23 protein-coding genes and 6 tRNA genes are annotated in these 26,421 nt (G+C 63.0%); 8 read left to right on the top strand and 21 right to left on the bottom strand.

What is annotated here, in order from left to right:
- Window position 1: 1 nt before the first annotated feature.
- Window positions 2-1,759, bottom strand: coding sequence for an amidohydrolase (locus tag I9018_RS09005; protein ID WP_241109228.1), 1,758 nt, complete (start codon window positions 1,757-1,759; stop codon window positions 2-4).
- Window positions 1,760-1,866: 107 nt separating this feature from the next.
- Window positions 1,867-2,841, bottom strand: a complete 975-nt coding sequence (locus tag I9018_RS09000) for an AraC family transcriptional regulator (RefSeq protein ID WP_241109227.1) — start codon at window positions 2,839-2,841, stop codon at window positions 1,867-1,869.
- A 499-nt stretch (window positions 2,842-3,340) separates the two neighbouring features.
- Here I9018_RS09000 and I9018_RS08995 point away from each other — a divergent pair, with 499 nt between their 5' ends.
- A complete protein-coding gene (locus tag I9018_RS08995; protein WP_241109226.1) occupies window positions 3,341-3,544 on the top strand; it encodes a hypothetical protein in 204 nt (67 codons plus the stop codon).
- An 18-nt stretch (window positions 3,545-3,562) separates the two neighbouring features.
- Here the strand turns inward: I9018_RS08995 and I9018_RS08990 are convergent.
- The 6 genes from I9018_RS08990 to I9018_RS08965 form a co-directional block, all read right to left on the bottom strand.
- A tRNA-Gly gene (locus I9018_RS08990) sits at window positions 3,563-3,638 on the bottom strand.
- A 3-nt stretch (window positions 3,639-3,641) separates the two neighbouring features.
- Window positions 3,642-3,717 (bottom strand) — tRNA-Glu (locus tag I9018_RS08985).
- A gap of 105 nt (window positions 3,718-3,822) precedes the next feature.
- Window positions 3,823-3,898, bottom strand: a tRNA-Gly gene (locus I9018_RS08980).
- A gap of 3 nt (window positions 3,899-3,901) precedes the next feature.
- Window positions 3,902-3,977 (bottom strand) — tRNA-Glu (locus tag I9018_RS08975).
- Between the two features lie 105 nt (window positions 3,978-4,082).
- Window positions 4,083-4,158 (bottom strand) — tRNA-Gly (locus I9018_RS08970).
- 3 nt (window positions 4,159-4,161) lie between these two features.
- Window positions 4,162-4,237: transfer RNA gene (locus I9018_RS08965), tRNA-Glu, on the bottom strand.
- Window positions 4,238-4,642: 405 nt separating this feature from the next.
- On the opposite strand from I9018_RS08965, the gene I9018_RS08960 reads away from it, so the two are divergent.
- Window positions 4,643-5,401, top strand: a complete 759-nt coding sequence (locus tag I9018_RS08960) for a hypothetical protein (RefSeq protein WP_068587940.1) — start codon at window positions 4,643-4,645, stop codon at window positions 5,399-5,401.
- A 66-nt stretch (window positions 5,402-5,467) separates the two neighbouring features.
- On the opposite strand, the gene I9018_RS08955 is transcribed toward I9018_RS08960, so the two are convergent.
- Window positions 5,468-7,438 carry a methyl-accepting chemotaxis protein gene (locus I9018_RS08955; protein WP_068587982.1) on the bottom strand — a complete coding sequence of 657 codons (1,971 nt, stop codon included), beginning with the start codon at window positions 7,436-7,438 and terminating at the stop codon, window positions 5,468-5,470.
- A 195-nt stretch (window positions 7,439-7,633) separates the two neighbouring features.
- On the bottom strand, window positions 7,634-8,395 hold the full coding sequence (locus I9018_RS08950) for an SDR family oxidoreductase (RefSeq protein WP_068587941.1): 762 nt from the start codon (window positions 8,393-8,395) through the stop codon (window positions 7,634-7,636).
- A 235-nt stretch (window positions 8,396-8,630) separates the two neighbouring features.
- Between I9018_RS08950 and I9018_RS08945 the strand changes: the two genes are divergently transcribed.
- On the top strand, window positions 8,631-9,635 hold the full coding sequence (locus tag I9018_RS08945; protein WP_068587943.1) for an NADP-dependent oxidoreductase: 1,005 nt from the start codon (window positions 8,631-8,633) through the stop codon (window positions 9,633-9,635).
- A 61-nt stretch (window positions 9,636-9,696) separates the two neighbouring features.
- Here the strand turns inward: I9018_RS08945 and pyrF are convergent, their stop codons facing one another.
- Window positions 9,697-10,398 carry an orotidine-5'-phosphate decarboxylase gene (pyrF, locus tag I9018_RS08940; RefSeq protein ID WP_241109225.1) on the bottom strand — a complete coding sequence of 234 codons (702 nt, stop codon included), beginning with the start codon at window positions 10,396-10,398 and terminating at the stop codon, window positions 9,697-9,699.
- Window positions 10,399-10,712: 314 nt separating this feature from the next.
- Between pyrF and I9018_RS08935 the strand changes: the two genes are divergently transcribed.
- The gene (locus I9018_RS08935) at window positions 10,713-11,477 is read left to right on the top strand and encodes a response regulator (protein ID WP_068587947.1); all 765 of its coding nucleotides are present in this window, start codon (window positions 10,713-10,715) and stop codon (window positions 11,475-11,477) included.
- Entirely contained in the window at window positions 11,477-12,529 is a 1,053-nt protein-coding gene (locus I9018_RS08930) for a HAMP domain-containing sensor histidine kinase (RefSeq protein ID WP_124346157.1), read from the top strand. Before I9018_RS08935 ends, I9018_RS08930 begins: the two co-directional genes overlap by 1 nt.
- Window positions 12,530-12,543: 14 nt before the next feature.
- Here I9018_RS08930 and I9018_RS08925 read toward each other — a convergent pair whose 3' ends face one another.
- The 10 genes from I9018_RS08925 to I9018_RS08880 form a co-directional block, all read right to left on the bottom strand.
- The gene (locus tag I9018_RS08925) at window positions 12,544-13,596 is read right to left on the bottom strand and encodes an AI-2E family transporter (RefSeq protein ID WP_068587950.1); all 1,053 of its coding nucleotides are present in this window, start codon (window positions 13,594-13,596) and stop codon (window positions 12,544-12,546) included.
- A 69-nt stretch (window positions 13,597-13,665) separates the two neighbouring features.
- A complete protein-coding gene (locus I9018_RS08920) occupies window positions 13,666-14,469 on the bottom strand; it encodes a DUF4892 domain-containing protein (RefSeq protein WP_176719737.1) in 804 nt (267 codons plus the stop codon).
- An 8-nt stretch (window positions 14,470-14,477) separates the two neighbouring features.
- Complete coding sequence (locus I9018_RS08915) at window positions 14,478-15,137, bottom strand: glutathione S-transferase N-terminal domain-containing protein (protein WP_241109224.1); 660 nt, start codon at window positions 15,135-15,137, stop codon at window positions 14,478-14,480.
- 50 nt (window positions 15,138-15,187) lie between these two features.
- Window positions 15,188-16,042 carry an alpha/beta hydrolase gene (locus I9018_RS08910; protein ID WP_124346154.1) on the bottom strand — a complete coding sequence of 285 codons (855 nt, stop codon included), beginning with the start codon at window positions 16,040-16,042 and terminating at the stop codon, window positions 15,188-15,190.
- Window positions 16,039-16,845: an alpha/beta hydrolase gene (locus I9018_RS08905; RefSeq protein ID WP_068587957.1), complete on the bottom strand. Its 807-nt coding sequence runs from the start codon at window positions 16,843-16,845 to the stop codon at window positions 16,039-16,041. Before I9018_RS08905 ends, I9018_RS08910 begins: the two co-directional genes overlap by 4 nt.
- Before the next feature lie 114 nt (window positions 16,846-16,959).
- Window positions 16,960-17,403 carry a hotdog fold thioesterase gene (locus I9018_RS08900; protein ID WP_068587959.1) on the bottom strand — a complete coding sequence of 148 codons (444 nt, stop codon included), beginning with the start codon at window positions 17,401-17,403 and terminating at the stop codon, window positions 16,960-16,962.
- A 31-nt stretch (window positions 17,404-17,434) separates the two neighbouring features.
- Window positions 17,435-19,102, bottom strand: a complete 1,668-nt coding sequence (locus I9018_RS08895) for an AMP-binding protein (protein ID WP_241109223.1) — start codon at window positions 19,100-19,102, stop codon at window positions 17,435-17,437.
- Window positions 19,103-19,260: 158 nt separating this feature from the next.
- Window positions 19,261-19,710, bottom strand: a complete 450-nt coding sequence (gene sixA / locus I9018_RS08890) for a phosphohistidine phosphatase SixA (RefSeq protein WP_241109222.1) — start codon at window positions 19,708-19,710, stop codon at window positions 19,261-19,263.
- Entirely contained in the window at window positions 19,707-20,054 is a 348-nt protein-coding gene (locus I9018_RS08885; protein ID WP_124346150.1) for a DUF4389 domain-containing protein, read from the bottom strand. Before I9018_RS08885 ends, sixA begins: the two co-directional genes overlap by 4 nt.
- Before the next feature lie 18 nt (window positions 20,055-20,072).
- Window positions 20,073-21,098 carry an NAD(P)H-dependent glycerol-3-phosphate dehydrogenase gene (locus I9018_RS08880; RefSeq protein ID WP_068587967.1) on the bottom strand — a complete coding sequence of 342 codons (1,026 nt, stop codon included), beginning with the start codon at window positions 21,096-21,098 and terminating at the stop codon, window positions 20,073-20,075.
- 195 nt (window positions 21,099-21,293) lie between these two features.
- Here I9018_RS08880 and I9018_RS08875 point away from each other — a divergent pair, with 195 nt between their 5' ends.
- The 3 genes from I9018_RS08875 to I9018_RS08865 are packed head-to-tail and all read left to right on the top strand — an operon-like array spanning window position 21,294 to window position 26,243.
- Entirely contained in the window at window positions 21,294-23,420 is a 2,127-nt protein-coding gene (locus tag I9018_RS08875; protein WP_241109221.1) for a TonB-dependent receptor, read from the top strand.
- Window position 23,421: 1 nt separating this feature from the next.
- Complete coding sequence (locus I9018_RS08870) at window positions 23,422-24,345, top strand: ABC transporter substrate-binding protein (RefSeq protein WP_241109220.1); 924 nt, start codon at window positions 23,422-23,424, stop codon at window positions 24,343-24,345.
- On the top strand, window positions 24,342-26,243 hold the full coding sequence (locus tag I9018_RS08865) for an ATP-binding protein (RefSeq protein WP_241109219.1): 1,902 nt from the start codon (window positions 24,342-24,344) through the stop codon (window positions 26,241-26,243). The genes I9018_RS08870 and I9018_RS08865 overlap by 4 nt, the downstream gene beginning before the upstream one ends.
- Window positions 26,244-26,421: the final 178 nt, after the last annotated feature.

Here is a 26,421-nt window from a genome sequence, read left to right as displayed (position 1 = left end):
ATTAGATTTTTTCGTGGAACTGCGGCAGTTCCTTGCGCCAGCGTGCCTGCCATTGCGTACCGCCAAAACGATCATGTCGATCCCAGACCACTGCGCCCTCCAGGACAGTGAGATCGACTTGGGTATTGTGGATATTGCCCCTGGGCTCCAACTCGAACAGGTTGCGATCGAGCACGATCATGTCCGCGGACTTGCCGACCTCGATACTGCCGCAACGATGCTCCAGCTCCATGCACCAGGCTCCGTTGATGGTCATCACCCGGATGGCCTGCTCCAGGGAAATGGGGCTGCCGTAGTAGCAGGTATCGCTCTGGTCCCATGGGTTCTGCCGGGTGATCATGGTCTCGAAACCGATCCAGGGATTGATGTCCGATACAGGCCAATCCGTCCCCATCACCGCGACGCCTCCTGCATCGAGTACGCCCTTGAAGTTGAACAGCCGCTGGGAACGTTCCTCGCCATTGGCCTGGGCGCGGGCCATGGAGAAGGGATAGGGATACCAGGCCACCGGGGAAAAATCGGCGGTGACCTGTAATGCCTTGAATCGCGGCAGGTTCTGCTCGAGCAACACCGAGGAGTGCGCGCAATGGTGCCGCACGCCATCGGGTCCGTTGCGCCGCCGGGCCTCGGCCACGGCATCGAGGAACAGGTCCGACGCCGCATCGCCGGTACAGTGGGCGATCACCCGAATGCCTTGCCGGTCCAGGTCCACCACCAGGTCGGTGATATGTTCGGGGGTCAGGTTCAGGCTGCCTCGCCACTGCCCTGCGCCGCTATAGGGCGTGGCGAAGTAGGAAGACTGGGTTTCATGGGTGCCATCGAAGTGGAACTTCACCGCACCGGCATTCAAGCGAGCACTGCGGTAGAAGTGCCGTTCACCGGCCAGCAGTTCCCAACGACGCCTGACCGGGAAGATATCGTCCTGCCAGCTGATCGCCGCCTCCACCCGCAAGGTCAGGTCACCGGCGTCATCCAGGGTCTTGAGTGCGTTGAGGCGATGCTCGCAGACATGGACGTACTTGGTTCCGACCACCCCGCGCCCGGTCTGGTACTGGACGCCTTCACCGTAGGCACGGACCAGCGCATGCATCGGCGTGGGCGGCATGGCGGCATGAATCATGGCGTAACCGCCGTCCACGAGAACGCCACTGGGCTCACCGGTCACCGAGTCGCGAACAATGTAGCCGTTGCTCGGATCCTGGGTCTGCGCATCGATGCCCGCCAGCTCCAGTGCCTTGGAATTGACCATGATCGAACCCCAGGAACGATCGAGGATCGCCACCGGGCGATCGGCGATGATCTGGTCCAGCCAGTCGCGCCCGGGCTCGATCCCGGCCTTGCGGAACTCGAAGTGGACGAAGTATTGCCCGTAGATCCAGCCATCTCCCGGGTGTTGGTTGGCGTACTCCAGGATGCTGGCCTTGACGTCCTCCGGGGTGGGACTGTCCAGGCCGACACTCAAGTAGCCCGAGTAGCGCGGCGCCAGTGCCAAGTCGGGGTGGGTATGCATATCGTAGATGCCCGGCATGGCGAACGAGCCCTGCAGGTCCACCACTTGGGTCTGCTCGTCGATATAGGCCTGGATATCGACGCTGCGCCCTACCGCGACAAAGAGCCCATCCTTTATCGCCACCGCCTCGGCCCACGGTTGTTGTTCATCGACGGTATATATCTTGCCGTTGAGAAACACCATGTCGGACTTTGCATCGCTATATCCGGCATGACTCGACTTGAAGTTTTTATTCTTTTGACTGTTCATGTGAATACCTCCCCTGGGATATCTACAGAACAGGATCTATCAATCTCTCCAAGCCCTTCAATATCATATCCTCGCATTCCACTATCATTAGATTGCAGTCGGCAACTTCACTGGTGAGCCACTCCATCCCGACCCAAACGACACTCTTGCGCGGTAAAACCAAACCACTTCTTGAACGCCCGATAAAAATTCGCTGGGTAGTCATAACCCAGGGTGTAAGCAACTTCCTGTAGGGGAATACGCGTTTTTTCCAGATATTCCCTGGCCAGCCCCATTCGCACTTCAAGGACCACCATGCGGTAGTTGACCCCAGCCTTCGCCAGGTGTCGGTAGAAGGTGATGGGAGTCATCCTGACGCGCTCGGCCATGACTTCCAGGCTAGGGAACTCGCGCTGGGGGTTCATCAACAGCATCCGTCGCACGTCGTCGATCAGGCCGCTCTTGTTGTTATCCAATTGGGCCATGACCAACAGGCACTGTTCATGGCACAAACGCGAAGTGGAAGGGTTGGCCGCAGGAAAGGGCAACTCGTACCAGGCCTCGGGAAACGACAACCGCGTGCCGGGTCGGGAGAATTCGATCCGGCCGGGAAAGATCTCGCTATAGAGCGCCTTGTAGGCCGGTGCCGGGTAATCCAGCTCCAGGCGCAACTCCTGGCTGTCACTGACCTCCGGCAGGCGCTGGCAGATCCAGTGCCAGGTGGAGGCCAGCCACTCCTCCTGCAACCCACGCGCATTGATGCCAGGATGCAGGGGCGCGTGCAGCAGCACTTCGACCCGGCCACCACAGACACGCCTGGTTCCATTGAGCGGATGCGGGAGCAAGGCAGTGCTGCCGAAGGTCAGGTCCCAGGATTTGCGCAGATTTTCTGCGCTCAGGCAGGCATACCCCAGCAAGCCGATATCGGTGATGTCGTACAACGCCCCCAAGCGCAGGTAGAAACCGCACTCGGCAACACTCTCGGGCACCTGCTCGAGCAGTTGGTAGTACTGCTGGAAACTCAGCGCCAGCTCGTCACCCGCAAGCACCGCCCGGGCATCGCTCCCCACTCGCGCCAATGCTGTCGGCAAGTCGAATGGCACCGACATGTCCCGCAAGCAGCGGCGCAGATGCCGCAGGAAATTAGCGGCAATACGATTGGTTTCCTGTGTGGCGATCAAATGCACCATGTTTTGCCCCGCCCGCTCCATTACCCGTCATGACCGCAGGCTAGCCGCAAACGCAGCTCAATGAGGCCAGTCGTAGGGTGCCTGCAAGCGCGGCGTGAGTTCGAGGCCCTGGACATGGTCTGCGATATCGCCCAGTGCCATCACCGACCTCCAGAAGATAGGCAGCCTCGCTACTCACCAGCGAACTGCCATAGCGAAAATCACGATCGACCAGGATCAGTAGAGCGAGGTAGGACATTTCGCTCTGTGGCGCGCGAAAGGCCTGAGGGCTTACTCCAGCGAGGATAGTCGCACCCTGTTGGGATACCGTTCGGTGCTATAGCTGGGAACGAAGACAATGCTGTGCAGGCCATCGAGAGGCGGGTCATCGACGCATACCTTTATTTTTATAGTTAAGGGCAAGGTGCTTTCGATGAAGAAACTAGGCTGCGGCGCCGCTCGGTTCAATATCATATTCGATCAATCAAATATCATTTTCCTGCAAGCTCCAGGACTGTCGGGAGCTGGCTGGACAAGGGAGCGGACGAGCTCGAAACGGTATCTGCCCAGACGGCTGCAGGACGGCGTGAAGCCAAGATCGCTTTATGACGCGCAAACAAAAACGCCGCTCGAATGAGCGGCGTTTTTGTGAATTTGGAGCGGGAAACGAGACTCGAACTCGCGACCCCGACCTTGGCAAGGTCGTGCTCTACCAACTGAGCTATTCCCGCAAATGGCGTCCCCTAGGGGACTCGAACCCCTGTTACCGCCGTGAAAGGGCGGTGTCCTAGGCCACTAGACGAAGGGGACACGCTACCCGGAACACATGGTGTGTGTTTCGGTGTCCAGATCCGCATCCGAAGACTTGGGCTCTGGTTTCACTCAGTCTCGCCCGAAAGCCAGACCGTTTAAAATTGGAGCGGGAAACGAGACTCGAACTCGCGACCCCGACCTTGGCAAGGTCGTGCTCTACCAACTGAGCTATTCCCGCAAATGGCGTCCCCTAGGGGACTCGAACCCCTGTTACCGCCGTGAAAGGGCGGTGTCCTAGGCCACTAGACGAAGGGGACACGCTACCCGGAACACATGGTGTGTGTTTCGGTGTCCAGGTCCACATCCGAAGACTTGGGTCCTGGTTTCACTCAGTCTCGCCCGAAAGCCAGACTGTTTAAAATTGGAGCGGGAAACGAGACTCGAACTCGCGACCCCGACCTTGGCAAGGTCGTGCTCTACCAACTGAGCTATTCCCGCAAATGGCGTCCCCTAGGGGACTCGAACCCCTGTTACCGCCGTGAAAGGGCGGTGTCCTAGGCCACTAGACGAAGGGGACACGCTACAACATTCACTCCCTCCAGCGTTTCGCGTTTAGCTTTCCGCTGAAAGTGGCGCGCATTCTATGGATGCTTTGGGAGGTCGTCAACCCCCAGATATAACTTTATTTAAATCAATAACTTCGGACCCGTTTCAGGCCTGCCATGGGCTTTTCTGCTGCCCGCGCTTTGACGCCTATATTCTGTCACCCGACAAGACGCTATAGTCCTGCGCAGCCGGTGATATCAATTTGAACCCATGGCCCTCCCTGTTCGCCTGCTATCACTATAGAGACGGTCATCGCATCTATAGGGACAGGGCTCAAGCCATCTCCGGCTCGTCGAGCGGCGCTATGCGCCCAAATGCCAAGCCACTACACTCGCACGCGAAATCCTATAACGAGGTTTTAACGGTGACACCACTCATGATCACCCTGCTGGTAATAGCCGGGATCGCACTCTTGATCGCCATTGGCTACATGAACCATGTGGTGGAAAACAACAAGCTGGAAAAGGTCCGCACCAAGGTCGAGCTCAATGACCGTCTGCGCCGCTGTGGCGAACTCACCGAAACCTTCCCCGGCCAATTCATGTCGCCGGCCCTCAAGTTGCTGCTGACCCGCCTGGAACTCAATGTGGTGCAGCGCCTGCTCAACCTGGATAAAGCCAACACAGCACTCAAGGCCCGCCTTGCCGAGCTGAACACCCTGGTAGGCCAAGGGGAGTCGATCCCGGTCAACAACCCGCCATCACCGATCCTGACCGAAGCCAAGGCCAAGGACGTGCGCTTCCTGCTGGAGGCCATGCACGGCCAGGTCACCCGCGCCGCCCACGATGGTTTCCTGCCCCCCAACGAAGCCAAGCGCTGGATCAAGGAAATCCGCCATATCCTGGTGCTGCTGCACATCGAATTCTTCAACAACCTGGGACAGCACGCCTTGCAGCAGAACCAGCCGGGTCAAGCCCGCCTGGCCTTCGAGCGCGGAGTGCAATACCTGCGCAAGCAACCGGACCCCAAGGTCTACAGCGAACAGCTGGAGTATCTGGACAAGCTCCTGGCACGGGCCAATGCCATGGTGCTCTCGACCCTGGAGCCGGCGGAAGACGAGGTCAACGAGTTGACCCAGGGCCTGAAAGAAGTGGAAGCCGACGCCGACTGGAAAAAGAAAGCCATCTACGACTGAGATGGATGATCGTGCCCGGCGCGCCATGCCGGGCACTGGCTGGCTACAGCCATGCCCACCCCGCCGCTACAGGCGAAAATGCCCCACCATGGATTTCAACTCGCCCCCCAATTGCGCCAGCTCGATGCTCGACGCGGCGCTGCCCTGCATCGCCTGCGAGGACTGATCGGCACTGGCGCGAATGCTGGTGACACTGCGATTGATCTCCTCGGCCACAGAGCTTTGTTGCTCGGCGGCGGCAGCGATCTGCTGGTTCATCTGCTGGATCAGCGACACGGCCGCGGCGATGCTGCCCAAGGCGCTTTCGGTAAGCAACGCATCGCTCACCGCTAGCTTGACCAACTCACCGCTGCCCTGGATCTGCTGGACCGACGAGTCCGCGGCTGCGTGCAAGGCCACCACCAGACGGGCGATTTCTTCGGTGGACTGCTGGGTGCGCTTGGCCAACGCCCGCACCTCATCGGCCACGACCGCAAATCCCCTGCCCTGCTCACCCGCCCTCGCAGCCTCGATGGCCGCATTGAGCGCCAGCAGGTTGGTCTGCTCGGCCACGCTCTTGATCACATCCAGCACGCTGCCGATATTGGCGATCTCGGCATTCAGGCTCTGGATACCGCTGCTGGCGCGATTCGCTGAATCCGCCAGTTGCTCGATACGCTGCATGCTCTGGCGTACCACCTGCTGGCCAGTCTCGACCTTGTCATCCGCGGCCTGGGCCGCCAGCGCCGCCTCCTCGGCATTGCGTGCCACATCATGGACCGTGGCGGTCATCTGGTTCATGGCCGTGGCCACCTGTTCGGTTTCCTCCTTCTGGTTGCTGACTTCCAGGTTGGTCTGCTCGGTCACGGCAGACAGCGACTGCGCCGATCCGGCCAGACTTTCGATTCCCGATTGCAGGCCGCTGACGATACTGCTCAAGCCGCTGCTCATTTGTTGCATCGCCTGCATCAATTGGCCGATCTCGTCACGCCGCCCGACCGCCACCGTCGCCGTCAGGTCCCCCGCGGCTATCTGCTGGGCCACCTGCATCACAGTGCGCAGGGGCCGGACGATCGACCGGGTAATAGCCAAGGCCGCCAACAACCCCACCAACAAGGCCAAGGCCGACGACCCAAGGATCAACAGGGCGTTTTTCTCCAGCTCGTCCTGCATCGACCGATCCTGGGCGGCGTAGGCCTGGTCAACACGGGCCATCACCTGGGCGGCACGCTCGTGCAACTGCCTATAGACCTGCTTCTCCTGGACCAACAGGCCGGTGTACTCGTCGAGTTTTTCGCTGAAGTTGCCGATGTGCCCCGATACCTCATTCAGAACGGTCTGGTATCCCGCGTCCTTGACGCTGCCCTTGAGCTGTTCGACCAGGGCCAGGGACTGCACGGCCTGCTCGATCCGTCCCTGCTCGCCGGGTTCCTGGTCCCCACCCTTGCGGTTCTGGTCCAGGCGCACCCGTGCCTCGTTCATGGCCTGCAACATCAGGCGCGAGACCTGGCTGACCTGGCTGGCCTGCTCGATGAACCCGGCCCCCTCCTGGCCCTGGGAATCCTTGAAGGAATAAGTGCCGTCGTCCACCAGCCCGGCCTGCAGCACATCGAGGTTGTTGGCCACGCTGGACACCGACCAACTGGCCATTTCCAGCGCCAGGTCCTTGGCCTGGGTCAACTCGACGAACCCATCGAAGGCCTTGCGATAGTCGGCCAATGCCAACTCGACATCCGCCATGACCGCCTGGTTGGCCGAGGACTGGCCCTTGAGCCGCTGAGCCAATGCCCCCAGCGCCTCCAGGTTTTCGTGCAGGGTATCGACGACCTTGCTGTCGCCATGCAACGCATAGTCCTGCTCCAGCAAGCGAATCTTGAGGACCCCGCTATTGAGCTGCGACATCTGCTTGAGGCCATCGAAACGCTGGCTGATGGTTTGCAGGGACCAGACCCCGATACCGGCCACCAGTGCCGTCAGGAGCAACACCAGGGCAAAGCCCATGCCCAGTTTCTTGGCCATGCCCAGGTTGGCAAAGCGTCCGCTAGAGGTCGTCGTCATGCTGCGCAATCCCCTTCAAGTCCCCAATGGCGACAGGGCCATTTGTTTTTGCGAAGGGTCGCAACGGCGAACACCGGCACACAAGTCTCTGGCGTCGCAATAATGGCAAAAAGCTAGATAGAGGTCGTTTTCAGGACGCTGAAGGTCGATTCCATCGACACCTGGCGGCATTTGCCGCCAGGAACCGGCCACTCATCAGATCGCCGTGGCCCCTCCATCGACAGCCAGTGCCTGGCCGGTGGTAAAGGCTGCGCCGTCACTGCACAGATAAAGCACGGCGCTGGCGATCTCCTCGACCTTGCCGATGCGTCCGACCGGGTGCATGGCCGCGGCGAAATCGGCCTTCTTCGGGTCTGCCTCGTAGGCACGGCGGAACATGTCGGTATCGATCACCGCCGGGCACACGGCATTGACCCGGATCTTCTTCTTGGCGTATTCGATGGCCGCCGACTTGGTCAGGCCGATCACCGCATGCTTGGACGCGGCATAGATACTCATCTTCGGCGCCGCGCCCAGCCCCGCCACCGAGGCGGTATTGACGATGGCGCCCCCACCCTGGGCCAGCAACAGCGGCAGCTGATGCTTCATGCACAGCCACACCCCCTTGACGTTGACCCCCATGATGGCGTCGAACTCATCCAGCGAACCCTCGGCCAGGCGACCTTTCTCGATCTCGATCCCGGCGTTGTTGAAGGCATAGTCCAGGCGACCGTAGGCCTCGAGGGTGCGGGCCATGAGCTGCTGCACATCGGCCTCCAGAGTGACATTGCAGGGCACGAACAGCGCCTCGCCCCCCGCCTCGCGAATCAGCGCCACGGTGCCCTCGCCGCCGGTCACGTCCAGATCCGCCACGACCACCTTCAGGCCCTCGGCAGCGAACGCCAGGGCGGTGGCGCGGCCGATACCGTTGGCCGCGCCGGTCACCAGGGCTACCTGGCCGGAAAACGTCATGCTCATGCAAAGCTCCTCGATCCTGTACGGGCCCAATACCCGGACCCATCTAGCCATAGAGGGTAGACGCAGCGGCAGCACTATCAGGCATCCGTTTGCCACCCCATGCGTCCGAGTGATGAGGCCTCCTGCCACTTATCACGGCTCTGGATCGCAGCCCATTCGCTGGGCGGGTGAGCCTTGCAGCAGCCGGCCCAAGGGACTATCAACTAGGGTTTCATCCAGCTCTCGAGGGCCTGCCATGACCACCCTGACCAACCGCCAGTTCCTGCTCGCCAAGCGCCCCGTTGGCGCGGCCACCCGCGATACCTTCACCTACCAGCAAGTGGCCGTGGCCGAGCCCGGTGCCGGACAGATCCAGGTGAAGAACGAATACCTGTCCCTGGACCCGGCCATGCGCGGCTGGATGAACGAAGGCAAGTCCTATATCCCGCCGGTGGGTATCGGCGAGGTCATGCGCGCCCTGGGCGTAGGCCGGGTGAGCGCCTCCAGGCATCCGGACTTCGCCGTCGGCGACTACGTCAATGGAGCCCTGGGGGTACAGGACTATTTTGTCGGCGAGCCCCGCGGCTTCTACAAGGTAGACCCACGCCTGGCGCCCTTGCCGCGCTACCTGTCCGTGCTGGGAATGACCGGCATGACCGCCTACTTTGCCCTGTTGGATGTCGGCGCCCCCAAGGCTGGCGAAACCGTGGTGTTGTCCGGGGCCGCAGGCGCAGTGGGCAGCATTGCCGGGCAGATTGCCAAGCTCAAGGGCTGCCGGGTGGTCGGCATCGCCGGCGGCCAGGACAAGTGCCGCTTCCTCGTCGAGGAACTGGGCTTTGACGGTGCCATCGACTACAAGAGCGAAGACCTCCAGGCCGGTCTCAAGCGCGAGTGCCCCAAAGGGGTCGATGTGTATTTCGACAATGTCGGCGGCGATATCCTCGACACCGTGCTCACCCGCCTGAACTTCAAGGCCCGGGTGGTGATCTGTGGCGCCATCAGCCAGTACAACAACAAGGAAGCGGTCAAGGGACCGGCCAACTACCTGTCGTTGCTGGTCAATCGGGCGCGCATGGAAGGCTTCGTGGTGATGGACCATGCCGCGCAGTTCGCCGCCGCCGGGCAGGAAATGGCCGGCTGGATGGCCAAGGGGCAACTCAAGAGCAAGGAGGACATCGTCGAGGGCCTGGAGACGTTCCCGGAAACCCTGATGAAACTGTTCAGCGGCGAGAACTTCGGCAAGCTGGTGCTCAAAGTCTGAAAGCAGGCCAGCCCCGGAACCGGGGCTGGAGACAGGGAGCCGGAAGAACGGCTCCCGGGTATTACAGGGCCAGCTCGGCCACTACGTCGGCCAGGGCCTTGGCCGGATCCGCTGCCTGGCTGATGGGGCGACCGATCACCAGGTAGTCGGAACCGGCATCCAGGGCCTGGCGCGGCGTCAGGATACGCCGCTGATCGTCGTGGGCGCTGCCCGCCGGACGGATCCCCGGGGTCACCAGTTGCAGGGACGGATGGGCGCTCTTCAGGGCCTGGGCCTCGAGCGCCGAGCACACCAGGCCATCCATACCGGCCTTTTGCGCCAACGCGGCCAGGCGCAGTACCTGTTCCTGGGGTTCGATATCCAGGCCAATGCCAGCCAGGTCCTCACGCTCCATGCTGGTGAGCACGGTGACACCGATCAGCAGGGGCTGCGGGCCGCTGCGTTGGTCCAGCACCTCACGGCAGGCGGCCATCATGCGCAGGCCACCGGAGCAGTGCACGTTGACCATCCAGACGCCCATTTGCGCAGCAGCCTTGACCGCCATGGCGGTGGTGTTGGGAATGTCATGGAATTTCAGGTCCAGGAACACTTCGAATCCCTTGTCCCGCAGGGTCCCGACAATCTCGGCCGCGCAGCTGGTGAACAGCTCCTTGCCGACCTTGACCCGGCACAGTTTGGGGTCCAATTGATCGGCCAGTTTCAGTGCGGCGTCACGGGTGGGGAAATCCAGGGCGACGATGATAGGTGTCTGGCAGGCGGACATGAAGAAGCTCTCAGGCAAGTCGAAATCGGCGCGGATTGTAGCGCAAGCTGCACCGATCCGGGACCCGATGCGCGCTAATTCCTCCTCAATGGCGATCCGAGGTTCCCACCAGCACGGCAAATTCCCCAGGCATCGGGTCTTTTGTATCGATCCGGATACACGAACGACACGCCCGTAACACGCCATGACGCTACCCTTGCCAGCCGCAAGACCCTCGAACAGCGCTTCCAGCCCCCGGGCCGGACGCCTATGCTGAAGTCGCAAGCTTGCCACTCCCTGGTGGCCGGCAGCCTACCTGGCAGATGACCCTACCCATGCATAACACTCCAGCCCCTCTCAACGACGACTCCAAAGCCCCGGCCAATGGCGACGACAAACGCTGGAACACCCGGGCGCTGATCGTCGACGACGACCTGCCGATCCGTGAGCTGCTGATCGGTTACCTGGCGCGCTTCAACATCCACGCCAGCGGCGTCACCGATGGGGCCGCGATGCGCCAGGCCCTGCAAACCGAACATTTCGACGTGGTGGTTCTCGACCTCATGCTGCCCGGCGAAGACGGCCTGTCCCTGTGCCGTTGGTTACGCACCGAATCGGAGATCCCGATCCTCATGCTCACCGCGCGGTGCGAGCCTACCGACCGCATCATCGGCCTGGAACTGGGCGCCGACGACTACATGGCCAAGCCCTTCGAGCCCCGGGAGCTGGTGGCGCGAATCCAGACCATCCTGCGCCGGGTGCGCGACGATCGCAGCGAACAACGGGCCAACGTGCGCTTCGACAACTGGCGCCTGAACAGTGTCCTGCGCCAACTGATTTCCGCCGACGGCCTGGTCGTACCACTGTCCAACGCCGAGTTCCGCCTGCTCTGGGTCTTCCTTGAACGCCCACGCCGGGTCCTGAGCCGCGAGCAGTTGCTGGATGCCGCCCGTGGGCGCTCCATCGAAGCCTTCGACCGCAGCATCGACCTGCTGGTGTCGCGCCTGCGGCAAAAGCTCGGCGATGACCCCAAATCACCGCAATTGATCAAGACCGTACGTGGCGAGGGCTACCTGTTCGACGCCCGGGACATCGGCTGATGCGTGGACGCGTCGATACGCTGTTCGGCCGGCTGTTCGGCGTCTTGCTGGTGGCAATTGTCCTCGCCCATCTACTGGCATTCTTCTGGTTCCACCATTACGGCCCCCCTCCACCGCCGCCGCCCCCACCGCCCGGATCGGTGGCTCTCGACAATGGCCAGGCCCCGGCCCCGGTGCCACGCTTCCCCCGGCGACCGCGCCCCTGGTTCGGCGGCCCATTGGTGCCCCTGACCTTCCAGTTCATCTCGCTGATCATCGCAGCCTGGTACGGCGCCAAGTTGCTATCACGCCCCATCCAGCGCCTTAGCGCTGCCGCCGAGCGGCTCAGTGAAAACCTCGACAGCCCGCCGTTGGAAGAACTCGGTCCCCACGAGGCACGGCAAGCCGCCAGCACCTTCAACCAGATGCAAAAGCGCATACGCGAGCAGGTCCAGCAACGCGGGCGCATGCTCGGTGCGGTCTCCCACGACCTGCGCACGCCCCTGTCGCGCCTGAAGCTGCGCCTGGAGCAGATCGAGGACAGCAAGCTGCAAGGACAGATGCGCCAGGACCTGGACGACATGATCAAGATGCTCGATGCCACCCTCAGCTATCTGCATGAACAGCGCACCAGCGAGATCTGGCAATTGATGGACGTCCAGGCGCTAGTGGAATCGATGTGCGAGAACGCCCAGGACCAGGGCGCCGATGTCCAGGCCCAGGGCCATTGCGCGCCCTTGCTGGTACAGCCCATGGCCCTGCAATCGTGCCTGAACAACCTGCTGGACAACGCGTTGCGTTATGCCGGCCAGGCCACCTTGACCCTGGAGGACAGCCGCGATCAATTGCTGATCCGCGTCATCGACCATGGGCCGGGTATTTCTGCCGACAAGCGCGAGGCGGTGTTCGAGCCGTTCTTTCGCCTGGAAGGATCGCGCAACCGCAACTCAGGCGGGGTGGGCCTGGGCATGACCATCGCCCGCGAAGCGGCCGAGCGCATGGGCGGCCAGTTGCGCCTGGAGGAAACCCCTGGCGGCGGCCTGACCGCGGTATTGCGACTGTCGCGCCCCTGAGCGCCCTGCAGGCCTCAGCGCGGTTCCTGGGGCCGTGACTGGCTGGCGCTCCAATCCAGCAACAGGCTGTAGGCCACTGCCAGCAAGGTCGGGCCGATGAACAAGCCGATGAAGCCAAAGGTGAACAAGCCCCCGAACACTCCCAGCAGGACGATCACCAGCGGCAGGTTGCCACCGCGACTGATCAGGTAAGGCTTGAGCACGTTGTCGACGCCACTGATGATGAAGGTGCCCCAGATCCCCAGGAACACCGCCATGCCGTACTCGCCCTTCCAGGCCAGCCAGGCGGTGGCCGGAATCCAGACCAGGGGCGGCCCCATGGGAATCAGGCTGAGCAGGAAGGTCACGATCCCCAGCACCAGTGCTCCGGGCACCCCGGCGATGATGAAGCCGATCAAGGCCAGCAGGCCCTGGGCCGCCGCTGTGCCGATCACCCCGTTGACCACGCGCTGCACCGTACCGGCCACCAGGTCGATGTAGTAGCCCGCACGATCGCCGATCAGGCGTTCCAGCAAGCGATGCACGAACAACGCCAGGCGCGGGCCGTCGCGATAGAAGAAGAACACGAAGACCAGGCTCAGGGTCAGCTCCAGGATGCCCCCGCCCACCTGGGCGCTACGGGCCAGCAACCAGTTGCCCACCTGCCCCAGGTAAGGCTTGACCGCCACCATCAGTGCCGCGCCCTGTTCGTCGATGCTGTTCCACCAACCCACCAGGCGCTCGCCCACCAGCGGCAAGCTGCCCAGCCATGCCGGGGCCTCGGGCAAGCCATCCACCTGGACATCCTTGATGAACGCCGTGGCATCACGCACGTGATCCGCCAGGTTGAGGCCGAGCCAGACCAGTGGAGCCGCTACCAGCAGCATCCAGCCCAGGGTCAGCAAACCGGCGGCCAGGGATTCGCGGCCGTTGAGCCAGCGAGTCAGCAAACGCATCAACGGCCAGCTGGCAAAAGCCAGGACCGCCCCCCAGAACAGGGCCGACCAGAAAGGTGCCATCACCCAGAAGCTGGCACCGAACAGCACCAGGAGCAGGATCTGCACCAACAGGCGATCGTTATTGGGCATGAAATGTCTCGCGCAAGAGTAACCAGTAAAGAGTAGGCGAGCCCGCGAGTGCGGGCCGCCTGCAAGAGCTTAACGCAGCAGTTCGAAGTGCAGGCCGGATGCCTGGGTGTCGCCGGTTTCCATTCGCGTCGCGCGTACGCCCTGGCCGATCAGGGCCTGGCGCCAGGCTTCGGCCTGTCTACCGGAGAGACTGACCCGCAAAGTGGTATCCAGGTTCAACCCACGCGACAGCAAGTTGAGCCAGGCCGGTTGTGGCTCGGCAAGCCTGGCCAGGTCCAGCCTGCCGGTATCCTTGAGCTGGCGCAGCAAGGTCGCGGAGGTAGGTAGCAGCTCTCCCAGTGGGGTCCCTGCGTCGAACTGCTCCACATGCAGGTAGGCCCGGCGATTGCCCCGGGTAATGCTGTAGAGGGCCACCAGGGAGTTGTCCCTGGGCGCTGCCAGGCGCAACAACAGGTAGGCCTGTTGCTCGTCGATGCCGTACAGCTTGGCATTGCCGAATACCTCATTGGCCCACAGGCTGCTCTCGCCGCAGTCCCGGGCCTGGCACCAGAACAGCAGCTCGGCCCCCTGCTTCTGCAAGGCTTCGCGGGCCAGGGTGAAGGCTTCGTTGGAGCTACGCTCGGCGGGCAACTGGTAGGTGACGGTAGTGAGCTTGCCGCGGGCATTGACCTGGCCATCGAAACGCAACTGGCCGCTGATTCTGCGGATCGCCCCCATGGGGTAGATCCGCTCCTGCTCCGCTTCGGGGCGGTAGTCGACGATTTGCGCATCGGTCAACCGTGGTACCAGGGGCAGATCCTGGCTGCCGGGCAGATCGGCGGCGACCGCCAGCAGGCTGACCAGCGATAGGCCCAGAACACTCAGAGAACGCATTGGGCCCCTCATCGGATCAGCATGGCCTGGGCGCCCTTGACGACGCTGGCGTCATCGCTGCGTTGCGGGACCTGCAAGCCACGCTGGACCGCAGGCCGAGCCTCCATGGCCGCCATCCAGCGTTGCAGCGCCTCCAGCCCCTGGACCGGAACACCCGACCACTCATGGCCGCGTACCCAGGGGAAGGTGGCGATGTCGGCAATGCTGTAGTCGCCGGCCAGGTACTCGACCTGCTGCAGGCGGGTGTCGAGCACCTCATAGAGCCGCCGGGTCTCGTGCTGGTAACGGTCGATGGCGCCCTGGAGCTTCTCCGGGAAATAGCGGAAGAACACATTGGCCTGCCCCTGCATCGGACCGATGCCGCCCATCTGGAACATCAGCCATTGCATGACCACCGAGCGCCCCTTGGCATCGGCCGGCAGCAAGCGGCCGCTGCGCTCGGCCAGGTACACCAGGATCGCACCGGATTCGAATACCGGAAAATCGCCATTGTCGCGGTCGACGATGGCCGGAATACGCCCATTGGGATTGATCTTGAGGAACGCCGGCGCCTTCTGCTCCTTCTTGTCGAAGCTCAGGGCATGCACGGTATAGGGCAGGCCGAGCTCTTCAAGCAGGATGGAAACCTTATGGCCATTGGGGGTCGCAGCGGTGTACAGATCTATCATGGTTGTCTCCCATTTCAACCCGCCAAGCCTCGACAGTTGACCGGATCAAGTCAAGGAAGGGCGAAAAACCGATTGAAACAGTCTGCGACAAAGGTGGCACCGGCCTCATCGTTCAGGTGCAGGTGGTGCCCGCCCGGCAGCTGTTCCAGGTTGAAGGGTAGACGCTGGAGCAATTCCTGGTGCTTGGCCAGCATGCCATCGCCAGCCACCACCAGTTGTGTTGGGCAGGCGACCCGCTGCACGAAGGACATGGCCTGCTCTTGGGTCAGGCGCAGCGGCGAGGCCAATGTCAGGCGGCTGTCGCTGCGCCAGGTGTAGCCACCGGGCACCGGCATCAAGCCACGTTGGGCCAACAGCTCGGCGGCCTCTCGGCTGACGGCCACCACCCCTTTCATCCGCGCCTCGATGGCTCGCTCCAGGGTGCTGTAGACCGGCTTGCGCTTGCCCTGCAAATCCAGTTGCGCCTGCAGTGCCATGCCCAGGCGCTCGGCGGAACCTTCGCCGGTAGCGGTAGGCGGGATGACGCCATCGATCAGGGCCAGGTGACTGACGCGGGCCGGCATGGCTGCCGCCAGCACCAGGGACACGATGGCCCCCAGGGAGTGGCCCATCAGGGCGAAACGCTGCCACCCCAGTTGCTCGGCCACCTGCAGCACGTCGTACACATAGTCCCATAAGGCATAACCCGCTCCAGGCGGGCGATGCCCGGAGTGCCCATGGCCGGCCAGATCCAGGGCGACGATACGCAGCCCTTCGAGCCTGGGAGCCAGGCGCGCGAAGCTGTTGGCATTGTCCAGCCAGCCATGCAGGGCGATGACCGGCAGGCCGTCCTCGGGGCCGAACAGATGGGCTGCCAGCTCGATATGCGGCAGGCTCAGGCGCACTTCTTCCACGGCCTGGTTCATGCCAGGCTCCGTTGCTGGTCGTGCTGCCAGCGATTGAACAGGTCCTTGAGCAAGGTCGCGGTGTCTTCAGGTCGCTCAAGGGGAAACATGTGGCCGCCGGGCATGGTCAGCGACACGCCCTGGGGCATGCGGCCCACGGCGCTGGTGTGATGGCGCATCACCACCCTGCTCTGCTGGCCGCGTACCACCGCCAGGGGCACCTTGAGCTGGCGGGCACTGCCCGGGCTGGTATGCGGTACACCGCGGTAGATACTGATCTCGGTGGCCGGGTCGAAACGCAGGCGCAGGCGATCGCCTACTTGCAGCAAGCCATGCTGCAAGTAGGCATCCAGGCAATCCGGATCGAAGGCGCGAAACAGGGTCTTGCGCGAAAAGTAGCTGCGGGCCGACTCGATGTCGGTGAACTCCTCGCGGCGGCCCAGGGTACGGCCAGCCGGGGTCAGGCGGTCGATGAAGCCAAAGCGCTTGGCCGCGCGGATCACCCACTGGTCGGCGCGGGTCAGCACCGGCGAATCGAGCATCACCACCCCCCGGTACAACTCCGGGCACCGCAGGGCCGCGTGCAGGTGCAGCACGCCACCCAACGAGTGCCCCACGCCCCACACCGGCTGCGCCTGCTGTTGCAGGTGATGAATCAGCTCATCCACCAGGCTCTGCCAATTGTCATCCACCGGAAAGCGTGGATCGTGGGCATGCTGCTGCAAATGAGCCACCTCGAATTCCGGCGCCAGGGCGGCAAACAACTTGCCGTACGTGCCGGAGGGAAACCCATTGGCGTGAGCGAAAAACACCTGTTGCGACATACCGTCCTATCCATCCACCAAACGAATACCGATTGTCCGCAGGCCCTTGCACCAGGGCAATGACCGTAACGGACAGGAATACTGACACCCAGGCTCAGCCTATGGCGTGCGGCCTCACTGCGCTGGCGGAGTCTGTCCCAGGGGCACCACCGCCATGGTCAGGCGCGAGACACAGCTGGCCTTGCCTTCGTCGCTGCTCAGGCGGATGTCCCAGACATGGGTGGTGCGCCCTATGTGAATGGCCCTGGCCACCGCTGTGACCCGCCCGCTGCGCAGGCCGCGCAGGTGATTGGCGTTGATCTCCAGCCCCACGCAATAGAACTTGCTGGCATCGATGCACAGGTAGCTGGCCATGGAACCGACCGTCTCGGCCAGTACCACCGAGGCGCCGCCATGCAATAAACCGTAGGGCTGGTGGGTACGGTGGTCGATGACCATGCTCGCGGTCAGCGATTGCTCGTCAAAGGACTCGAAGCGAATATCCAGCACTTCACCGATGGTGTTCTTCTGGATCGCATTCAATTGTTCGAGGTTCGGGGTGGTGCGCCACAGGCTCATCGCCATTTCCTTCTTGTTAGGTTGTCGTCGCTCAATCCTGCCACAGCACGACTTCTTCGCGCTCGCTCCAGGCCTGGAAACTACCGCCATAGGTGGACTCGATCACATTGCGCTTGATCTTCAGCGTCGGAGTCAGGAAACCGTTCTCCACCGCCCAGCTGTCCTTGACCACCACCAGGCGATGCAGGCGCTCATGCTTGTCCAGGCGACCATTGACTTGGGCCAGCAGGCCTTCCAGGCTGCTGTGCAGGTCTTCGCGAGTACTGCCTCCGGCAGCCCGCTGGCCAGCCGCCGACAATACGCACAACCCCAGGGGCGCGCTCAGGCCATCACCGACCACGCACACCTGCTCGATATGCGCGTGTTCGGCCAGGCGGATCTCGATGGGGGCCGGGGCCACATACTTGCCCTTGCTGGTCTTGAAGATCTCCTTGAGCCGGCCGGTCAGGCGCAGGTTGCCGGCAGCATCCTGCTCACCCTTGTCGCCCGTGCGCAGGAAGCCATCCTCCGTGACCGTTTCCGCGGTTTTCTGCGGGTCCTTGTAGTACCCCTGCATCACCGCGCCACTGCGCACCTGGACTTCCCCCGACTCATCGATGCGCACCTGGACCTCGGGACACGGGCGGCCGATCCAGCCGGGGGCATATTCCCCGGAACGGCCGATATGGGAATAACCACAGTTCTCGGTCATGCCATAGACCTCCAGCACGTCCAGGCCCAGGCGCTGGTACCAATGCAGCAGGGCCTGGGGCACCGGCGCCGCCCCGGACAGGGCAACCCGCAAGGCATCCAGCCCCAGGCCCGCCAGGACCTTGTGCCCGACCCGCTTGCCGATCAAAGGCAGGCCCAGGAGAAAATCCAGGCGCCTGGCTGGCATCTTGCTGTAGACCCCCATCTGGAACTTGGTCCAGATTCGCGGTACCCCGAACATCGCGGTGGGCCGGGCACGTCGCAGGTCAACCAGGAAGGTATCGAGACTTTCAGCGAAGAACACCGTCTGTCCGGTGTAGATCGCCGCCATCTCGACGAACATGCGCTCGGCCACATGGCACAGCGGCAGGTAGGACAGCAGCCGGTCATCGGGGCCCAGGCCAAACAGGTCGACCCCATGGCTGGCGGCAAACCCCAGGTTGGCGAAGCTGTGCATCACGCCCTTGGGCATCCCGGTGGTGCCGGAGGTATAGATGATGGTGGCCAATTGCTCAGCCGCTGGGCAGGGACTCTCTGCCAGGGGCTGGCAGCGTTGCAGGTCGTCCCAGCAAAAATCGAAGCGCCCCTCGGGGGCTAGCGGCAGGCTGATCGTAGGTAATCCGGGCCTGACCCCCGCAGCCATTTCCGGCCAGGCATCGAGCTTGCCGATGAACACCAGGGCCGATTCGGAGTGCTCCAGAACCTGGGCCACCGACTCGGCGGTGAGGTTGGGGTACAACGGCACCGAGACATGTCCGGCCATCCAGATCGCCAGGTCGGCGATGATCCAGTGGGCGGAGTTCTTGCCGATGATCGCGATACGGCTGACCGGGGGCAGTTGCCGTTCCCGAAGCCACTGGGCGGCGCTGCGGACCTGTCGCGCGACGTCAGCCCAGTTCAGCTCCTGCACCTTGCCACCCCCGCAGGGCTGGACCAGAAAACGTTGCTGGGGATGACGAGCCTCGCGCTCGTAGAACACTTGCAGGGGCAAACGAAAAGCAGCAGACATGACTCGCTCCTCTGTTTTTGTTGTGTTCGGGAACAGCCTATGACCAACCAAGCACTTGCTCGGTCGACTATTCCACGCACAAAGGAGCGCCGCAAGTTAAGAAATGTAGCGCACGCACCTGCAGGCAAACGGGTCCACGCACCGCTTACCTGCAGGATTCAGGGATGCCTGACGCGGGTGAGGGTCATGGTCCCGGCCAGCGGCCAGTCGCCTTGCAGCTCGGCCAGGCTGGCGGTGTCCATGGCTTGCGGGTCACGCAAATGACCATGCTGCAACAGGCCGATCAGGCTGCCCACCAGGGGCTGGTGGCTGACCAGCAGCAGATTGTCGGCGCTGCCCAGTTGCTCCAGCGCCTTCAAGGGATTGGTGTCCGGCGTGAGCCACGGCACCGTAAGCACCTCTCCTTCGAACCCCAGGGCTTCGCGTACCAGGTGCGCCGTTTGCTGGGCCCGGGCGTATGGGCTGGCGAGAATCGCCGCAATGGGCTGGCCGATCAGCTGTGCCGCGCTGTCCAGCACTTGCTGACGGCCATGGGCCGTAAGGTTGCGCTGGGCGTCGGTGGCCGCATGGGATTCAGCCTGGCCATGACGCAGCACCCACAGCTTCACAGCTTGGGCTCCTCGTCACGTACCGGATGCGGTGCTGGCGGCACGCTGTGAGGCGCCTCGCCTTCCGGTGCCCGTGGTGCCGGCCAGTCGGCGAATGGCCAGGGTTTCTGCTCAGTATGGAAACTGCCGAAACGGCCGATCTGCGCCAGGAACTGGCTCAGGCTGTCGCCGAAATTCATCAGGCCGGCATTGGGGGCGCCGTAGACCAACCGGTAGATCAGCTGCACCACCACCAACGCGCCCAGGAGGAACTGCGCCACCTGCCACACCAGGGCGAATACCAGCATCCACAACACCCGCAGGAGAATGGATTCGTACTTGGCCTCGGAATTCGTATCGTTCATGTCTCGCTCCTGTACTGCTCAGTTGAATCCGCTGGTGGAGATAAAGTCGACATCGGTTTTCGGTTCGCCGCGCATCAACAGCTCGATCACCTGGTTCAGCGTCCGGCCTTCGAACAGGATCGCATGCAGGCCGGCCACCAGCGGCATGTAGACGCCCAGCTCCTGGGCCTTGGCCTTGAGCACCTTGAGAGTATTGACGCCCTCCGCCACTTCGCCCAGGCGGGTCACCGCCTCGTCCAGGCTCAAGCCCTGGCCCAGGGCGAAACCCACCTGGTAGTTGCGGCTCTTGGGCGAGGAACAGGTGACGATCAAGTCGCCCACCCCGGCCAGGCCCAGGAACGTCATCGGATTGGCTCCCTGGCTCACGGCAAAACGGGTCATTTCCGCCAGGGCCCGGGTGATCAGCATGCTCTTGGTGTTTTCGCCCATGCCCAGGGCGACCGCCATGCCGGCGATGATTGCGTAGACGTTCTTCAAGGCGCCGCCCAGCTCGACGCCGAAGCGGTCAGCACTGGCATAGACCCGGAAGGTCCGCCCATGCAACACGGCCTGGACCTGCTGGCACAGCTGTTCGTCCTCGCTGGCGACCACCGTGGCGGTCAGGGCGTGCTCGGCCACTTCGCGCGCCAGATTGGGCCCCGACAGCACCCCGATCCGCGCCTGGGGGGCGATGTCTTCGAGGATCTCGCTCATCAGCTTGAAGGTCTGGGCCTCGATGCCCTTGGTCAGGCTGACCAGCATCTTGCCGCCCAACAGCTGCGCATGGGGGGCCAGCACGGCGCGCAAGGCGCTGGAGGGCAAGGCGACGAAGCACAGTTCGCTGTCGCTCAGGGTGGCCAGCAGGTCGGTGACCGGCTCCACCGCGGGATGGATCTTGATGCCTTTGAGATAACGCGGATTCTCGCGATTGAGCCGAATGGCCTCGGCCTGTTCGGGATCACGCATCCACTGGCGCACTGCCTGGCCGTTCTCGGCCAGCAGATTGGCCACGGCGGTACCGAAACTACCGCCTCCCAGGACCGCAATAGGGCGCTGTTGTGTCATATGCAATCCGTTTATCCATAGCAGTGGCGATGGCGGCATTATACGGAGCGGCCACTGCACCACCAGCCCCGGCAACCATTCCGACGATCTGTCGCAAACCCGCGCGGGCACTGGGCGCTTGCCGGGCACAGCGACTGGAAAACTCGAGCGTCTCGGTTAACATGCGCGCCATCTTTCAAGATTCAAGGCTGCGCCGTGTCCGCTGGTCCCCCCTCTATTCGCCTGCCACTGCTGCTGGGCCTGCTGCTTGGCCATCCGGCGCAGGCCGAAGATCTGTTCGTCGATGAGACCAGCCTGCCCCAGGTACTGACCGCCACTCGTCTGAAGCAGTCGCCAGCAGCGGTCCCCGGCAGCATGACGGTACTCGACAACGAACTGATCAGGGCCAGCGGTGCCCGGGAGATCAGTGAACTGCTGCGCCTGGTGCCGGGCATGATGGTCGGCGCCATCAGTGGCAACCAGGCCACAGTCAACTACCACGGCACCAACGCCAGCGAGGCCCGGCGCATGCAGGTGCTGATCGATGGCCGCTCGGTCTACCGACCGGGCCTGGCCACGGTGGACTGGAGCGATATCCCGGTGGCCATGGAGGATATCGAGCGCATCGAGGTATTTCGCGGCCCCAATACCGTCAGCTACGGCGCCAACGCCCTGATGGCGGTGGTCAACATCATCACCCGCTCGCCAGCCAACAGCCATGGCACCCGGTTCAAGGTGACCCGCGGCCAACGCGGCATCAGCGACTGGTACGCCAGCCAGGGCACGGGCTGGGACGGCGGCGACCTGCGCCTGTCGATGTCCGGGCAGGAGGATGACGGTTTCGACAGGCGCCTTGACGGATCGGACTATCGCGACAGCAAGCGCCTGAACCGCATCGGCCTGTCGGTGAACCAGATGCTCGATGAGCGACAGAGCCTCGACTGGCAGTTCAATGCCAAGGAAGGCAGTAACCAGCAGCCTTATACCTATCGGCCGGTGTTCTATGGCGTCTCCCAGCAAGGCAACAACTCCGATGTAGTCGCCAAGGACTACGCCGGTTCCCTGCGCTGGAACCTGGATATCGATCCACGGCACAGCCTGTATATCCAAGGCTCGGCCCAACACTGGGATCGCCAGAAAACCTGGAGAGCCTGCGATGCGGCCATCTCCTTCAGCCCCGAACTGACACGCCTGTGGCAACTCAACCCGAACTATGCCGAGCGTCTGGCCCGAGGCATAAAGGATTTCAGCGAGGACAAAGCCCCTCCTGCAAGCACGGAGGCAGAGCAAGCCATCGCTGAGCAGGTTCTCTCCCAATGGAGAAAGGAAGGTAAAAGCACCGTCTGCGGCCTTATCGACCAGAGCTCGCGGGAAACCCGCTACGACCTGGAGCTGCAGGACACCCTGAGCCTGGCCGACAACCTGCGGCTGGTCAGCGGCATGAACTATCGTTATGACCGTGCCGACTCGCAGACCTACTTCAACGGCACGCTCGACGACACCACCTGGCGCCTCTTCGGCCAGTTGGAGTGGCGGGCCAGCGAGCATTGGTTGATCCAGGGCGGGGCCATGTACGAAGACTCCCAGTTGACTGGCCACTCCCTGACACCCAGGATCGCGGCCAACTACCTGATCAACCCGCGCCATGGCCTGCGGGCAGTGTATTCCGAGGCCGTCCGGTCCCCGGACATGTTCGAGAACAACGTCAACTGGAGCTACCGGGTCACCGGCCTGGATCGCCCGGTCTACGGCCAGAACAGCGCCCAGTACTTCGTCAAGACCCGAGGCCCGGGCAATCTTGACCAGGAACGCATGCGCTCGCGGGAGCTGGGCTACAACGGCTACTTCGTCGATCAGGCGCTGAACCTCGACATCAAGCTGTTCTACGACGAGATCAGCCGGATGATCAGCGAGCCGCTGCGCAATAACCAGTACATCGCCAGCAACAGCAACTCGGCACGTTTCTCCGGGACCGAAAGCCAGTTGGACTGGCAACTGGACCGCAATGATCGCCTGCGCCTGACCTATGCCTACGTCCATGCCCAGGCCAGCAACCGCCTGGACCGGCGCCTGAGCGCCACCAACAGTGGTTCTGCCGGCTGGCTGCGCAACTGGGGCCAGGGTTGGTCCAGTTCGCTCTTCTACTATGGGAGCGACGCCCTCAACGGGTATCGCTTCCAACGGATCGATACCCGTATCGCCAAGCGGCTGGCCCTGGGCCGGGCCAACCTGGAACTGGCCGGCACCTTGCAGCAACGGCTCGACCACCAGCCCACCACCTTCGCCGACAACCGCTACGACTCGCGGCACGTAGCCTATGTCAGCGCCGAGCTGGAGTTCTAGCATGGTGCTGCTGCGCACGGGCCGGTACAGCGCGCGTCGCCTGGGTTGGGGCCTGGCCCTGCTGGGACTGCTGCTGTGCGTCCCATTGCGCGCCGCCGAGGTCTTGCTGACCGCCAGCGAGGATAGCGAAGGGGTGCGCACCTTTACCCAGGAGCTGGCCAGCCTGCGTCCCCAGGACCAGGTGCATTTCGTGCCGTTGGCACAGCTACCGGCGCCAGGGCAATTGCCCGGGGGCATACGCCTGGTCCTGCTGGACCCGCAAAGCCTCGATTGGCGCCTGCAGGAGCCCCTGGGACCGGCGACCCTGGTCTTGCGCATCAGCCGCCTGCAAGCCGAGCAGCGCTTGCAGGGAGCCCCACGCGCCAGGCTCAGCCTGCTCTGGAGCGACCCGCCCCTGGCGCGCCAGTTACGCTTGATCCGCAGTGTGCTACCCCAGGTCCGCCGCGTGGGAGTGCTGTATGGCCATGACAGCCAGTTCCTGCTCGAGGAACTGCGCCTGGCAGCACGCAGCCTGGAGCTGGAGATCATCGCCGAATCCTGGGACAACATCGGCGACAGCCGGCCGCTGCAGGCAGTCCTGCGCAACAGCGAGGTTCTGCTGGGCCTGGACGACCCCAGCCTGTACAACCCCAAGACCGTGAAGAACCTGCTGCTCAGCAGCTATGCCCGACAACAAGCCCTGATCGGCCCGAACGCGGGCTTCGTCAGGGCCGGTAGCCTGGCCAGCACCTACAGCGACCAGCAAGACTGGTTGCAAACCCTGGACAAGCTACTGGACCAACCACCGGCACATTGGCCCCGCTCGCTGTACCCGGCGGCCTTCAAAGTATTGAGCAACCCTCAGGTGGCACGCTCCCTGGGCATCGAGGAAGTCGATGCCCAGGCCGTAGCACGCCAGTTGAGCGAAGGAGAGAAACGCCCATGACAGTGCGTCGCCGTTGGGACATCCAGACCCGCACGCAGCTCATCAGCCTGGGCCCTGCCCTGCTCCTGACCTTGTTGTTGATCAGTTTCTTCACTTTCGTGCGCATCCAGGACCTGCACCAGGAGCTGAACCATACCGGCCAGTTGATCGCCAACCAATTGGCCCCGGCCACCGAGTACGGGGTGATCTCGGGTAACAACGAAGGCCTGGAGGCCCTGTTGCAGGCGACCCTGGCCACGCCTCACGTGCACTTCCTGGAAGTCCAGGACAGCGCCAACAATATCCTGGTGTATGTCGAGCAAGCCTCGGCCAGCCACAAGCACGCACAACAGATCAAGGTGTTCCAGGCACCGATACGCCTGCAACGCATCCAGGTGCACAACGACTTCCTGCAGAACGATCCAGGCAGCCTGGCCAGCCAGGGCGACGGCTACCTGGGACGGGTGATCGTCGGCATGTCCAACGATGCCTTCAGCCAGCGCCAGCAGGAAATCCTGCTCAAGGCCGCCATCCTTGCCCTGTTCGCCCTCCTCTTCACCTACCTGCTGGCCCGACGCCTGGCCTCGGGCCTGGCCCAGCCGATCAGGGCCATGGGCAACGCGGTCAAGGCGATCCAGGAAGGCGACTTCAAGACACCACTGCCCATCGTCGACGACGGCGAACTGGGCAACCTGGCGCGCCACATCAATAACCTGGCGGCCGGCCTCGAGGTGGCCAGCCGCGAGCAGCAGCAGGCGATGTCCCAGCTGATCCAGACCCGGGAAGAAGCAGAGCAGGCGAACAAGGCCAAGTCGGACTTCCTGGCGATGATGAGCCATGAACTGCGCACTCCGATGAACGGTGTCCTGGGCATGCTGCAGTTGCTGGAGACCACTGAAATGACCCGCGAGCAGAGCGAGTATGCGGCGCTTGCCTCCGAGTCCACCGAGCATCTGCTGAAGGTGATCAACGACATCCTCGACTTCTCGCGTATCGAGCGCTCGGCCCTGGAGCTGGAGCACATTGCGTTCAACCTGGCCGAACTGATCAGCAGTTCGGCCCAGGCCTTCCAGCACAGCGCGATGCAACGCGGCCTGGACCTGCGCCTGCGACTACCGCCAGGCATGGAGGCCCTGCAGGTCAAGGGCGATCCGACGCGGATCCGCCAGATCCTGGTCAACCTGATCGGCAACGCACTGAAGTTCACCGACCAGGGCAGCATCAGTATCGAACCGCAATGGCAGGCCCTGGACCACGAGCTCTTGTGGTTTACCTGCGCAGTGCGCGACAGCGGGATCGGGATCAGCCCGGCCAGCCTGGAGCTGATGTTCGATGCCTTCCAGCAGGCCGACAGCTCGATCTCCCGGCGCTATGGCGGTACCGGGCTGGGGCTGCCCATTGCCCGGACCCTGGCCGAGCGCATGGGCGGCACCTTGCGCGCCCAGAGCGAAGAAGGCCGGGGATCGGTATTCACCCTGGAGATTCCGCTGGCGCTGTTCCAGCAGAGCCTGCCGATACTGGCCCCACGGGTGAACAGCGCAGCCCAGCAGGGCGAAGGCCGCAATGTCCTGTTGGTGGAGGACAATCCGGTGAACCAGACGGTGATCCAGGCCATGCTGCGCAGCCTGGGCTTCACCGTGACCATCGTCACCGACGGAGCCCAGGCGGTACGCAGCGCCGAAAGCCTGATTTTCGAGGCCGTCCTGATGGATTGCCGGCTGCCGCTGGTCGACGGCTACGAGGCCACCCGGCAGATCCGCCAACTGCCCGGTTGCGTCGATCTACCGATCATCGCCCTGACCGCCAACGCCTTGCAGGGCGACCGCGAAGCCTGCCTTGCAGCGGGCATGAACGACTATTTGGCCAAGCCATTCAAGCGTGCCGATCTGCAGCAAATTCTCCAACGTTGGGTGCAGTAACGGGTTATTTTCGAACTTCTGCGACTGGCGTGGCGGGCGAAAGTGCGGCAGTCTTAGGCACCCGACAGGGTCCTGAAAAGGCCCTTGAAAAAAATTTCAGTGCACAAGTGTACATTCATGCCCTTGGCGCTGTGACTTTCACTACAACGCAATAGTCTATGAGTAGGCTGCCGGCTCG

The organism is Pseudomonas sp. MPFS (assembly GCF_022537035.1).
Lineage (GTDB): Bacteria > Pseudomonadota > Gammaproteobacteria > Pseudomonadales > Pseudomonadaceae > Aquipseudomonas > Aquipseudomonas sessilinigenes.
Note: the sequence above shows the minus strand (reverse complement) of the source record. Positions and strands in the feature narration are given on the sequence as shown.